The organism is Rhizobium sp. Leaf306 (genome assembly GCF_001423425.1).
GTDB lineage: Bacteria > Pseudomonadota > Alphaproteobacteria > Rhizobiales > Rhizobiaceae > Neorhizobium > Neorhizobium soli.
Window position 1 is genome coordinate 63,473 of sequence record NZ_LMNX01000006.1, and the last position, 13,933, is coordinate 77,405.

8 protein-coding genes are annotated in these 13,933 nt (G+C 61.9%); 2 read left to right on the top strand and 6 right to left on the bottom strand.

The window, feature by feature from the left end:
* Window positions 1–12: 12 nt before the first annotated feature.
* Together ASG19_RS21940 and pdxY are read right to left on the bottom strand one after the other, a co-directional pair.
* Entirely contained in the window at window positions 13–687 is a 675-nt protein-coding gene (locus ASG19_RS21940) for a carbonic anhydrase (protein WP_062462828.1), read from the bottom strand.
* 68 nt (window positions 688–755) lie between these two features.
* The gene (gene pdxY / locus ASG19_RS21945; protein ID WP_062463045.1) at window positions 756–1,631 is read right to left on the bottom strand and encodes a pyridoxal kinase PdxY; all 876 of its coding nucleotides are present in this window, start codon (window positions 1,629–1,631) and stop codon (window positions 756–758) included.
* A 173-nt stretch (window positions 1,632–1,804) separates the two neighbouring features.
* On the opposite strand from pdxY, the gene ASG19_RS21950 reads away from it, so the two are divergent.
* Window positions 1,805–6,568 (top strand): NAD-glutamate dehydrogenase, encoded by a 4,764-nt coding sequence (locus ASG19_RS21950; protein WP_062462831.1) that lies wholly within the window; start codon window positions 1,805–1,807, stop codon window positions 6,566–6,568.
* Window positions 6,569–6,593: 25 nt separating this feature from the next.
* Complete coding sequence (locus ASG19_RS21955; RefSeq protein ID WP_062462833.1) at window positions 6,594–7,982, top strand: MFS transporter; 1,389 nt, start codon at window positions 6,594–6,596, stop codon at window positions 7,980–7,982.
* Window positions 7,983–7,999: 17 nt separating this feature from the next.
* On the opposite strand, the gene purH is transcribed toward ASG19_RS21955, so the two are convergent.
* From purH to htpX, 4 genes are all read right to left on the bottom strand, one after another.
* Entirely contained in the window at window positions 8,000–9,616 is a 1,617-nt protein-coding gene (purH, locus tag ASG19_RS21960; RefSeq protein ID WP_062462837.1) for a bifunctional phosphoribosylaminoimidazolecarboxamide formyltransferase/IMP cyclohydrolase, read from the bottom strand.
* Between the two features lie 97 nt (window positions 9,617–9,713).
* A complete protein-coding gene (locus ASG19_RS21965) occupies window positions 9,714–11,387 on the bottom strand; it encodes a heparinase II/III family protein (protein WP_062462840.1) in 1,674 nt (557 codons plus the stop codon).
* Between the two features lie 101 nt (window positions 11,388–11,488).
* Complete coding sequence (locus ASG19_RS21970; RefSeq protein ID WP_062462843.1) at window positions 11,489–12,904, bottom strand: transcription antitermination factor NusB; 1,416 nt, start codon at window positions 12,902–12,904, stop codon at window positions 11,489–11,491.
* The gene (gene htpX / locus ASG19_RS21975) at window positions 12,895–13,884 is read right to left on the bottom strand and encodes a zinc metalloprotease HtpX (RefSeq protein ID WP_062463049.1); all 990 of its coding nucleotides are present in this window, start codon (window positions 13,882–13,884) and stop codon (window positions 12,895–12,897) included. The genes ASG19_RS21970 and htpX overlap by 10 nt, the downstream gene beginning before the upstream one ends.
* Between the last annotated feature and the right edge of the window lie 49 nt (window positions 13,885–13,933).

A 13,933-nucleotide genomic window follows, 5' to 3' on the forward strand; every position in this document is an offset into this window, starting at 1 on the left:
CCGTTGAAATGATCAGGCCGGGCTCTGCTCGGCCTCGATCGCCGGTACACTGATGTCTGGCCGGGTGAAATCGCCCTTCTCGTTCATCACCCACAACTCGCCGGTCGAGATATCGAACCAGGCGCCGTGAATGTCGAGTTCTCCCTTTTCCGTGAGATTGCGGACGAAGGGGAAGGTCTGCAGATTGGCGATCGAATTGCGGATCGACACCCGTTCGAGCGCTGTCTGACGCTCGCTCTGGGTCATCAGGTCGTTGCTCTGGATCTGCGTGGCCGCAGGCCTGACCAAACCCATCCACTTGCCGATGAAATCCCCCTCCGACAGCGGCTTCATGGAAGCGTCGAGCGCTGCCTGGATACCGCCGCAGCGGCCGTGGCCCATCACTACGATATTGCGGATCTCGAGCACCTGCACCGCGTATTCAACCGCAGCCGATGTCCCGTGAAACTGGCTGTCGGGCTCGTAGCGCGGTACCATGTTGGCGACGTTGCGGACCACGAAGAGTTCTCCCGGACCGCAGTCGAAGATCGTCTCGGGCGCCGCGCGACTGTCGCAACAGGCAACCAAGAGCGTATGCGGCTTCTGGCCGGTATCGGCAAGCGCGCGATAGCGCTCCCGCTCGTCGCTGTAGCGACCACTCATGAAGTTACGGTAGCCCGAAAGCAGTTTTTCTGGAAATTCGCTCATGGCTCACGATTATCGTGCAGCCAGACGAGAATCAACGGCCATTGTGTGGATGCGCATGCTGTTTGAGCTTACGGCTTGCGCCTCTTAAGGGGATGCACGAGCCGGCGCATCTGGACCATCGCCATCGGCATCGAGAGGCTGGCGGCATCCATTTCCAGCGTCAGCTCGTTAGCGCCGCGTTTTACCGAGCGCGCCAGCACTTCGAACACGCTGGCAGTCGTGGTCTGTAGGGCCTTCTCCTCATCCATGCCGGACATGACGCGGGCAAGGAAAACCGCTGAAAGCAGGTCTCCGAGCCCGTTGGGGGCGTGGTCGATCAGCCGGTGTTCAGCCAGAAGCGCATGATTGCCTGTTAGATAGAGATTGCCGGTACTGCCGGTCATCATCGGCACGGCCGAGGTCACCAGCATCCGCGGCGGCCCGAGCGCGATTGCCGCCTCCATGATCGCATTGTTGTCATCGAGCGGTGCACCCGAGAGCCAGGCAAGCTCGTATCGGTTCGGCGTGGCGATGGTGGCAAGCGGCAGAAGCTCGTCGCGGATCGCTTCGGCTGTCGGCTGCGGGATATAGAGCCCGCCGAGATCACCCATCACGGGATCGCAGACATAGATAAGGTCCGGGTTGTTTCTCCGCAGCGCCTCGATCAGTCGTGCCACGGCGCGCGGCTGCGCGGCATTTCCGAAATACCCGGTCAGCACCGCCTTCACTTCGCCGAGCCATGGCGCCCGGATAAGATCGTCTATAGCCTTGTCGAAATCCGATTCGGGAAACGTCAGGCGCGTCGAAGGACCGTGCCCTGGATGCCAGGGCAGCACGACGGTCGGCATGGCCCAGACGGGATATCCCAGGGTCTCGAGCGCGAAGACGGCGGCCCGGTTACCGACCGAGCCACGGATCACATGGCTGGAAATGACGATGACCGCGCCTGAATTACCCTGCATGATGCTTGCTTTCGACGTTATCGAACCGTTGATCGGATCTCTGTGTCGGCATGTCAACAAGACGTGACACGCCTATGACAAATTCCAGCCGCAAGCACCGGTGAGACACCGCGGCAAAGCATAATGACATTGGCTGCGTTTTATCGCACGTTGAGAAAAAATTTAGGGAGAGACAGATGGCAGGCCGGCAAAACCCGAAGCGGGACAAGCAGATCGAGAAGGCGGGCAAGATTGCGGCCGCTTCCGGCATGGAGGACCATCTCGATCCCTTCCTGATCTTCAGCCGCGCCAGCAGTGACGATCTCGAAAACTACACGCCCGAAATGCTCGCACTCTGCGCCGGGCATGCCGCCAGACGGCTGAAAGCCTGGACGCGCATGAAGGCCGACGTCACGATCGAGACACTCGATGGCGTCGAGCCCGATGGAATGCCCGTTTCGATCATTACGGTGATCGATCGCAACATGCCCTTCCTGTTCGATTCGGTCATGGGTGAGGTGACGACGGCCTATCGCGACCTCACGATGGCCGTCCATCCGATCCTCGTCATCGAACCCGGCAAGCAGCCGACGCTTCACTCGAGCGAGCGACCCGGCGACCCGGCCCATCACGTCAGCCTGATCCAGATCCATGTGCCTCAGCTCAACGACGAGCAAGCCGACGGGCTGGTCGAGCGAATCCGCTTTGTTCTTAACCAGGTGCACCAGGCCATTACCGGCTGGTCCGCGATGCTCGGCGTTCTCAAAGACGCCCAGGCCCAACTCGTCAACGCTAAAAAAGGCAAGAAGGCCGATGCCGACGAGGCGTATGCTTTTCTCGACTGGCTCAGGAACGACAATTTCACCTTCCTCGGCATGCGCGAATACACCTATTCGGGCAAGGGCGCCGATGCCAAGGTGGAGCGCGGCAAGGGCAGGGGCCTCGGCATTCTGTCCGATCCGGATGTGCTCGTCCTGCGTCAGGGCAAGGATCAGGTCACGACGACGCCAGAAATCCTCGAATTTCTCGACGGCCCGGATTTCCTCATCGTCGCCAAGGCCAACGTCAAATCCGTCGTGCACCGTCGCGCCTATATGGATTACGTCGGGGTGAAGCGCTTCGATGAGAAGGGCAATGTGGTCGGCGAACTGCGCATCGTCGGCCTGTTCACCTCCACTGCCTATACCCAGTCCGTCCGCGACGTGCCGCTGCTGCGCGCAAAGATCGCCCGTATTGAAAAGAATTTCGGGTTCGATCCGGAAAGCCATTCGGGCCGCATGCTCGAAAACACGCTGGAATCCTACCCGCGCGACGATCTCTTCCAGATCGATCTCGACGTGCTCTCGAGCTTCTGCGAACAGATCATGGAGCTGAGCGAGAGGCCGCGCGTGCGCGTGCTGCCGCGTATCGACCATTTCGACCGTTTCGTTTCGGTCATCGTCTACGTGCCGCGCGAGGATTATAATTCGATCGTCCGCGAAAAGGTCGGCGCATATCTCTGCGAGATCTTCGACGGCCACGTCTCGGCCTATTACCCGGCCTTCCCGGAAGCCCGCGTTGCCCGCGTCCATATGATCATTGGTCGCAGCGGCGGCAAGACGCCGCGTGTCGCGCAGGCAAAGCTCGAGGAGGCTGTGCGCCTTATCGCGACGCCGTGGGAAGACAGGTTCGCATTGCTTGCGGAAGACGGACCCCGCCTGTCCGTCACCCGCGCTTTCCAGGAAGCGTTCTCGCCGGAAGAGACCTTTGCCGACCTTCCCGATATTGCCGCCTGCGCGGCGGGTGAAACAATCCGCATCGACTTCTACCGGCGCCCCGGTGACGATGCCAATACCGTTTCGCTAAAGATCTTCCACCGCGACCAGCATCTTTCCCTGTCGCGCCGCGTGCCGCTTCTCGAAAATCTCGGCTTTCACGTGGTCAGCGAGCAGACATTCGAAATCCACGCCGGCCCCCAGGCGGACCGGATCGTGCTGCACGACATGGAACTGCAGCTCGAAGGCGCCCGTGAGATCGATCTCGCGCGCGAAGGACAGCGGCTCGAAGACGCGTTCCTCAAAGCCTTCGAGGGATTGATCGACAATGACGGCTTCAACCGACTCGTTCTGCTTGCCGGTCTTTCCGCCCGCGAAGTGACCGTGCTGCGCGCCTATGCCCGCTATTTGCGCCAGGCCGGCATCGTCTACTCGCAGACCTACATTGCCGATACGCTCAACAAGTATCCGGAAATCTCCGCCGCCGTCTTCCGCCTGTTCCGCGACGGGTTCGATCCGAAGATTGCCGAAAAGACCCGCATCAAGAAGCTGACCGAGCTGCACGAGACGATCGAGGAAGCACTCGGCAACGTGCCGAACCTTGACGAGGACCGCACACTGCGCCGGTTCGTCAACGCGATCGACGCGACGCTTCGCACCAATTACTTCCAGGTGGACGAGAACGGCGGCGCAAAGCCGATGCTGGCGTTCAAGCTTGATCCTGACATGCTCGACGGCCTGCCGGAGCCGCGCCCGTTCCGCGAAATCTTCGTCTACGGCACCGAAGTAGAAGGCGTTCACCTGCGCTTTGGCAAGGTCGCACGAGGCGGCATCCGCTGGTCGGACCGCGGCGAGGATTATCGCACCGAAGTGCTGGGCCTTGTGAAGGCACAGCAGGTCAAGAATGCCGTCATCGTTCCCGTCGGCGCAAAGGGCGGCTTCTTCCCGAAGATGCTTCCCTCAGCCGCCTCGCGCGACGCCTTCTTCAACGCCGGCAAGGAAGCCTACAAGACCTATATCCGCACGCTTCTATCGGTTACCGACAACATCATCGACGGAGAAGTCGTCCCGCCCGAAAACACGCTGCGCATCGACGGGGACGATCCTTACTTCGTCGTCGCTGCCGATAAGGGAACGGCAACCTTCTCCGACACCGCCAACGGACTGGCGCAGGAAGCCGGCTTCTGGCTGGATGACGCCTTCGCATCGGGCGGCTCGGCCGGCTACGACCACAAGAAGATGGGCATCACCGCCCGCGGCGCCTGGGAAGCGGTCAAGCGGCATTTCCGCGAAAAGGACATCGACATCCAGACGACGCCGTTCTCGGTCGCCGGTGTCGGCGACATGTCGGGCGACGTGTTCGGCAACGGCATGCTTCTGTCGGAAAAGATCCGCCTGATCGCCGCCTTCGACCACCGCGACATCTTTATCGATCCGGATCCGGATATCGAAAAATCCTTCGCCGAGCGAAGCCGCATGTTCGCCCTTGCCCGCTCCAGCTGGCAGGATTACGACCGCTCGACGCTCTCTGAAGGCGCGATGATCATCTCGCGCACGGAAAAATCCGTAAAGCTGACCAAACAGGCGGCAGCGGCGATCGGCTTCGACAAGATGACGGCCTCGCCCTTCGAGATTCTGACGGCGATCCTGAAAAGCAAGGTGGATCTTCTCTGGTTCGGCGGCATCGGCACCTATATCAAGGCCGCGTCCGAAACCGATACCGAAGTGGGCGACCGCGCCAATGATCCGATCCGCATCACGGCCGCGGAAGTCGGTGCCAGCGTCATCGGCGAGGGTGCCAATCTTGGCGTCACCCAGAAGGGCCGCATCGCCTATTCGCTTGCCGGCGGGCGCTGCAATTCCGACGCGATCGACAATTCCGCGGGCGTCAATTCGTCCGACGTCGAGGTCAATATCAAGATCGCGCTCAATCCGGCCATGCAGGACGGCAGGCTGACTCGCGCCAAGCGCAACACGCTGCTCGCCTCCATGACGGAAGACGTGGGTCATCTCGTCTTGCGCAACAACTACCTGCAACCGCTGGCGATTTCGCTCGTCGAGCGCAAGGGTGCCGCCAATCGCGAGCAGCTAGCCCGCCTGATGTCGGTCCTCGAAAGCGAAGGGCGGCTGAACCGCAAGGTCGAAACGCTGCCCGACGATGTCGAACTTGCCGAGCGCTATGCCAGCGGCCGGCCGCTGACACGACCGGAGATCGGCGTGCTCGTCTCCTACTCGAAGATCGTCCTGTTCGACGCCCTGATCGACAGCACCATCCCCGACGACCCGTATTTCGCATCCGTGCTGAAAGCCTATTTCCCGGCGAAGATGCAGAAGGCTTATGCCGCCGATATTGCCGGCCACCGCCTGCACCGCGAGATCGTCGCGACGGCGCTGGCAAACGAAGCCATCAACCGCGGAGGACCGGGCTTTATCCACATGATGAGCGACATGACGGGCGCCACCGCGGCCAATGTCGTGAAGGCACTCTTCCTCGTTCGCGACGGCTTCGATCTGGAGAATATCTGGGCCGAAATCGACCAGCTGGATGGCAAGATCTCCGGCCGGGTTCAGAATGATCTCTACGCCCAGGTTACCCGCATCATCGGCATCGGCACCTATCTCGCGCTCCAGACGCAGATCGGCACGACGGAACTGACTGATGCCATCGCCAGGCTCAGGGCCGCCATCAAGGGGCTGCGCGCCACCGTGACCGACGATATCATCGCCGAAACGGGCCCGCTTGCCGCAGAACTTGAGGCCGAAGGTGCGCCGTCCGGTCTCGTGAAAGAGATACGCCTGCTATCGGCACTCGTCATCGTGCCGGAGATCATGCGGATTGCCGACCGGACGGGCGAAAGCATGGCGCGCGCTATCGAGAGCTATTTCGCCGTCACCGAGACGTTCCGCGTCAACCGGCTGATTGTGGCCGGCGAGCGGATCGGCACAAGCGACCATTACGAAAGCCTGGCGCTGTCACGCAGCCTGCAACAGCTTGCCTCGGCCCGCCGGGACATCGTCATTGCCGTCTTGACCGAGCACCGCAAGGACAAGAAGCCGGTGGAGGCCTGGATCGCTGGCGATCGACTGCGCGTCAACCGCATCGGCGCCGAACTGATGAGCCTCAGCGAAAGCGGCGATCTGACGCTCTCTAAGATCTCCGTCGCCGCCGGCCTGCTGGGAGATCTGGCGCACGCACGGTCGGCTTGAGGGCAGGGGCTTCGGGGAAAACAAGATGGCCGAGACAGGACTTGACGAGGCGCCGGCTAAACCAGGCCGGCGCGGCATCTGGGGCTGGATGCTGTTCGACTGGGCAGCACAGCCGTTCTTTACCGTTGTCATCACCTTCATCTTCGGCCCGTATTTCGTCGCGCGCCTCACCGACGACCCGATCTCCGCCCAGACCACCTGGAGCAACATGGCGACGGCATCCTCCGTCGTCATCGCCATCCTGTCTCCGATCCTGGGCTCGATCGCCGATCAGTCGGGCGCCAGAAAGCCATGGATCGCAAGCTTTGCACTGATCAAGGTCGCAAGCCTCGTCATGCTTTGGCAGGCGGCACCCGGCTCGCCGCTCACCCTGCCGGTCACCTGCATCATCCTTGCCTCGATCGCGGCCGAATTTTCGATCGTCTTCAACGATTCCATGATGCCGCGTCTGGTGTCCAAGGTCGATATCGGCAGGGTCTCGAACATCGCCTGGGGTCTGGGTTATCTCGGCGGCATGACCGTGCTGATCGCGGTCGTCGCGCTGCTTGCAGCCAATCCGGAAACGGGCCTGACGCTGATCGGCATTCCGCCGCTGTTCGGTCTTGATCCGACGCTCGGCGAGGACGCCCGCATCACCGGCCCGATCGCGGCGATCTGGTATCTTCTGTTCATCTTGCCGATGTTCCTCTTCACGCCGGACGCCCCGAAAGGGCTGCCTCTCGCAAAGGCCGTCGGCTCCGGCTTCCGTGAACTTGCAGGCACCTTGCGTGAACTTAAGCATCGCCCCGGCATCATCCGTTTCCTGATTGCCCGCATGCTCTATCAGGATGGCGTCAACGGCCTGATCATTCTCGGCGGCACGTTTGCGGCCGCAATGTTCGGCTGGGCGACCATTGAGATCGGCATCTACGGCATCATCCTGAATGTCGTGGCGATCTTCGGTTGTATCGCCGCCGGGGTCCTCGACCGCGTGCTCGGATCAAAGACTGTCGTGGTTACAAGTCTAGTCCTGCTGTTGATCGCAACGCTCGGCATCGTTTCCACCAGCCCGGGTGAGGTCTTCTTCGGCCTGATGCCGCTTTCCATGGAGGATTCAGGCGGTATGTTCGGCACCGCGGCGGAAAAGGCCTACATTCTGTTCGGGCTTCTGATCGGTGCCGCCTTCGGCCCGGTCCAGGCCTCGTCGCGGTCATACCTTGCCCGCAGCATCGATGTGTCGGAGGCCGGCCGCTATTTCGGCATTTACGCGCTGTCTGGACGCGCCACGAGCTTTCTCGCAACGCTGTCATTTTCCATCGTCACCTATGCAACGGGCTCGGCCCATCTTGGTATGGCGACGCTGACAGTCTTTCTCGGCACCGGCCTTATCCTGCTTCTGACCGTGCCCTATCCGGCCGACAGATCGGCCGGATAGAAAGTTTTCGGCTCGGATTAGTGCCGGAAGTGACGCATGCCGGTAAACACCATCGCCACACCATGCTCATCGGCGGCCGCAATCACTTCCGCATCGCGCATCGACCCGCCGGGCTGGATGACAGCGGTTGCGCCGGCAGCAATCGCCGAAAGCAGACCATCGGCAAACGGGAAGAAGGCTTCCGAAGCGACCGCTGACCCCTTGGTCATCGGCTCGGCCCAGCCCATCGCCTTCGCCGCATCTTCGGCCTTAAGGCCGGCGATGCGAGCGGAATCGATGCGGCTCATCTGGCCGGCGCCAATGCCTGCCGTCTGGCCGTCCTTGGCATAGACGATGGCGTTGGACTTGACGTGCTTTGCCACCTTGTAGGCGAACTTCATGTCTTCAAGCTCGGTCGGCGTCGGTGCGCGCTTGGTCACGACCTTCAGATCGACATCCTCGATGACACCGTTGTCGCGGCTTTGCACCAGAAGGCCGCCGGCAACGGTCTTTGCCGTAATGCCGCGCGAACGCGGGTCCGGCAGACCGCCGGTCACCAGCAGGCGCAGGTTCTTCTTGGAAGCGATGATCGCCTTTGCCTCGTCGGAAACCTCGGGCGCGATGATCACTTCGGTAAACAGCTTGACGATCTCTTCCGCTGTCTCGGCATCGAGCAACTGGTTGAGCGCAATGATGCCGCCGAAGGCAGAGGTGCTGTCGCAGGCAAGCGCCCGCAGATAGGCGTCCCTCAGCGTCGAGCCGGTCGCGACGCCGCAAGGGTTGGCGTGCTTGATGATGGCACAAGCCGGTCCCTGATCGGCCGCAAATTCACCGATCAGCTCGAAGGCGCCATCGGTATCGTTGATGTTGTTGTAGGACAGCTGCTTACCCTGCAGCAGCACCGCCGTGGCAACGCCGGGGCGGTTCTCGCCAGTCACGTAGAAGCCGGCGCTCTGGTGCGGGTTCTCGCCGTAGCGCATGGCTTCCTTCAGCACGCCGCCGATCGTCCGATAGCTCGGCGTCTCGATCTCGAGCGCTTCGGCAAACCAGTTGGAGATCGCCGTGTCATAGGCTGCGGTGCGGGCATAGGCCTTGGCGGCAAGCTTCTGGCGAAACGCATAGTCCGTCTCGCCGCCATTGGCCTGCAGCGCCTCGATCAGGGCAGTGTAATCAGAGGGATCGGTGACGATCGTGACATAGGCATGGTTCTTGGCAGACGCACGGATCATCGCCGGGCCGCCGATATCGATATTCTCGACCGTCGTCGGATAGTCGCCGCCTGCCGCGCGCACTTCCTCGAACGGATAGAGGTTGATGACCGAAAGATCGATACTCTCGATGCCGTGTTTCTGCATCGCGGCGACATGCTCCTCGTCGTCGCGGATGGCGAGAAGGCCGCCATGCACGGTCGGATGCAGCGTCTTGACGCGACCGTCCATGATTTCAGGAAAACCCGTGACTTCGGAGACGTCGGTGACGGCAAGACCCGCGGCCGCGATCGCCTTGTGCGTGCCGCCGGTGGACAGAAGCTTTACACCCTGTTCGGTCAGCGCCTTGGCGAGCTCGATGATGCCGGCCTTGTCGGACACGGAAAGAAGCGCTGTGCGGATCTTGACGCGGTCGGGCGCTGGGATTTTCTTGGATGCGACGGCCATCGGTCTCTCCTGAAAGAGGGTGCCCCGAAAGGGCTAAAAGGGATTGGGCGCCGGTTAGCACAGCTACCCCTTCAGGGAAACCCTATTCCAACCAGGGCTAATCGGCGCGCCGCAGCATCCAGCGGATTTCGGTGACCTCTGGCAGGGTAAATTCGATCGCCAGCTGCTGGCTCGGGCGAGGGCCGGAAACATCTGCAAAGAAGATGTCCTCGTCGATCATGACCTCGAGACCCGGCGCCGAAAACAGCCATTTCTCGCCATCACTCGCCTGCATCACGACGCTTTCCGGGTCGCGCCGCACCAGCCGAATGGCCGGGTGGATGTGAAAGCGAACCACAGCCACCAGTCTCTCGTCTCCCGGCTCCTCGCCATCCGGCACGAACAGCCGGTCATGGCCCTTGATCTTGTTGCCGGTCGTGTTGAGGCCGATCTCGCGATGGTAGAGATAGCCGAACTCCTTGAGATACCCGTCATGGGTCGCCCGCAGCCAGTCGTTGCCATGCGCATCGTCACGTCGGTCGATGGTGACATCCGAAACGCCGGGAAGCAGGATGGGGCCGGCAAGCTTCGACTTGGCGATCCGGCTCGATGACGTCTCCGACAGCGTCAGCGTCGAATGTGCCGCTGTCGAGCGCGCCATCTTGCGGTGGCCGCGCCCGGAAAATTTAGGTGAGCCCGAGTTGACGATAAACCTGTTGCGGCCCGACGAGAGCTCGAAGGCGAGGCAACCCGCATGCGCCGTGCGCGAGAATTCCGGCTCCGACCAGCCCGTATCGACGATCAGCGTCGTGTCTTCGGCTGTCAGCCGGTGATAGTTCATATGCGGCAGCGCCTTGAACGGCTTGCCACCGCTTTCGTCATACCGCAGCACCGACATCAGCTCGCTTGCCGGTGTCGCCGTCGCACCGTTGAACAGCGCCAGATCACCATCCTGATGCCGGAAGAAGCGCAGCGCCGGATAGATCCGGTCGATCGTCGGGATCAGCTTTTGCGGCAGATCGTGACCGAGATTGATATAGGTCTGCCGCAGGGGCAGAAGATCGAGCAGCGCATCCAGCATCGAGCGCGGATTGCGCGAGAGATGGCCGCCATCGGCGAGGATCTGGAATTCCAGTTCACGGTCGAGCCGCGCACCTTCGCGGCGGATGAAGGCCGCGCGTGTGGGCATGGAAACCGACGCCATGGCGAGCGCGATGCGGATGCGAAGCCGGGTCTCGTCGGCGGGAATGCAGCCGGCGATCTTGCGCAGGTAGCGCACCTGAAACGCCAGGCTCTTCATGAAGCGGCGGTAGAAGCCGGCCTCCGCGCCCTGCAAGAGGACGGTCGAGTGGGACAGCCACGCGACCACCCGCTCGGCCACCACGCTCGGTTCCCAGCCGATGCCCCTCTGGCGACGGCCATGCAGCGTGATCCAGTCCGCCACCACGTCACGGGCGTGGTCGCAGGCCTCTTCCGTCTTGTTTGCGCGAACATGCCGCAGCCAGGCAAACGAATGCAGCCGCTCGGCAAACGCCTTGGACGGAAGCTCGACCTGGAACGGCGAATGACCGAAGGTTTCGAGAACGCGGCCGGCCAGCGGATAGCGTCCTTCGAGTATTTCCTCGGCAATGAACGGATCGATCGATCGCAGGTCGGTGGGCGCCACGATCAACCTGTCCGGCACCGGCAGCGGTGTCAGAGCAAGGCGCATGCCGGCGGACCGGCGACACATGCGTCGCCAGATCTCCCGCATGCCGAAGGCGAGAAGCCTTCGGCGATCGGCAAGCCCCATCGTCACTTGAGATATTCTCCGCAGGGCCGGATGCTCTCCCCGAGCGCCCGGAATCGATTATGGATCAACCGAAACTATGTAAGGTTATAGTGAATAAAGACTTACCTGACGCGGAGCACGCTCGCGAAGAAGCCATCCATGCCACCGGCAAAGGTCTCATCCCCCGGCAGCATGGCCGGCGTGGTCCGAAATTCACCGAGATCTGAAATCGCGGATTCCAGACCCGGCCAATCGCTCGGGCTGACCGGCTGCCGTTCCAGTGTCGGCGTATCCGCCAGCACCTTGGCCACCAGCTTCTCGCCCTCCAGCGGATCGAGCGAGCAGTTCGAAAACACGATGAGCCCACCCGGTTTTACCAGCGTCACCGCATACCGCAGCATGCGTTCCTGCAGCACGGCAAGCTTGCCGATATCCTCGGGTCCCTTGGTCCAGAGCACATCGGGATGGCGGCGGGTGGTGCCGGTGGACGAGCAGGGTGCATCAAGCAGCACGCCATCAAGCAATTCGTCCGGTTTGAATTCGAACAGATCGCCGCTCGAAAGCTCCGCTTCGAGACCGAGCCGTGCCAGGTTTTCCTTCAGCCGCGCCAGCCGGTTGGCGGATTGCTCGACGGCAATCACGTGCGCGCCGGCCACAACCAGCTGCGCCGTCTTTCCGCCGGGGGCGGCACACAGATCCGCGATGCGCTTGCCCGTGAGGTCACCGAACAACTGTGCCGGAATGGATGCGGCAACGTCCTGCACCCACCATTCACCGTCCTCGAAGCCCTCGAGACCGGTCACCGATCCCTGGAAAGCCTGGAGGCGGATGCTGCCTGTTGGCAACAGCTTGCCGCCGAGCTTTTCCGCCCAGCCCTTGGCATCGCTTTTCACTGTCAGATCAATCGCGGCCGGCGTCAGCTGCGCTTCCGCAATCTTGTCGGCCTCGGTCTCGCCGTAGGCGGCAACCAGACGCTTGCGGAACCAGTCCGGTACCGGCGACACCGAAGCGGTGGCCGCGAGGATCTCTTCCTTTTCGCGCACCATGCGGCGCAGAACGGCATTCACCAGCTTGGCAAAGCGACGGTTGCGCGGATCGCGATTGGCCTGCTCGACGGCCAAGTCGACTGCCGCATGCGAGGGGACGTCGAGATGCAGGATCTGCGCGGCCGCAACCACCAGAACATGGTGCAGCGATTTTGCCCCATGCGGCAGCGGCGTATCGATCATCGAGGAGATCGCTGCTTCGAGCCGGGTCAGATGGCGAAGGGCGGTGGTCAGGATGGCACGCGTCAGCGCCTGGTCGGCATCGCCCAATGCCTTGTAGGCCGGGTTGCCGTGGGACAGGTCGAGCATCCCGTCGAGCGAAATTTTCTTGTCGATGGCCGCCGACAAAAGCTTTGCGGCCGTCATGCGGACTTCGAGCCCAGGCTTTCCCGGTCCGGCTTCACGGCGTGAGCCTGGCGCATGGGATGTCGGGTTTTCCCGCGCGCCAGTTGATCTGGAAGGCTTGTTGTTTTTCTTGTCGTTCAAGACCATGGACCCTTGGGCGGTTCGTTCGAACTGCGGCCCCACCGGCTGTCGGAGCCGGAATTCGGAACGGAGCGCGCGCTTCGCTGCGGTCTAGCAGCCGAAGACTGCCCCGTCGAGCCACCGCCGCCGATGTCCCCCCGGAACTCACCAGCCATCTGCTGAAGTGCTGCGATCCGGTTGTCCGTATTCGGATGGGTCGAAAACAGGTTATCCATCCGCTCGCCCGAAAGCGGGTTGATAATGAACATATGCGCCGTCGCCGGGTTGCGCTCCGCTTCGTAATTCGGAACCTGCCGCGCCGTGCCGGCAATCTTGGAGAGCGCGGAAGCAAGCGCCAGCGGTTTGCCGCAGATCTCGGCGCCGCGACGGTCGGCCGAATATTCGCGCGTCCTGCTGATCGCCATCTGCACCAGCATCGCCGCAAACGGCGCAACAACCATGGCGACTATCACACCGATAAAACCGAACGGATTGCTGTTGTTACCGCGATTTCCGCCGAACAGAAACGCAAAATTGCCGAGCATGGAAATTGCACCGGCAAGTGTCGCGGTGATTGTCATGATCAGCGTGTCGCGGTTTTGCACATGCGCGAGCTCATGCGCCATGACGCCGGCCACTTCGTCATGCGTCAGGCTTTGCAACAGACCGGTCGAGGCGGCAACGGCGGCATTTTCCGGATTGCGGCCGGTCGCAAACGCATTCGGCTGCGGGTTGTCGTAGATATAGACCTTCGGCATCGGCAGGCCCGCATTGGCCGCAAGCGATTGCACCATCAGGTAAAATTCCGGCGCCGACTGCGCATTCACTTCCTGCGCATGATAGGCCGACAGCACCATCTTGTCGGAGTTCCAGTAGGAAAACAGGTTCATGCCGGCCGCGATCACCAGAGCGATCATCATCCCGCCCTTGCCGCCGATCAGGAAGCCGATGCCCATGAACAACGCCGTCATGAAGGCCAGAAGCATGGCGGTGCGCATCACATTCATCGTCATATCTCCCGTTGCCAATTCAACCCGTGTAAGGGTTTTCGAAATC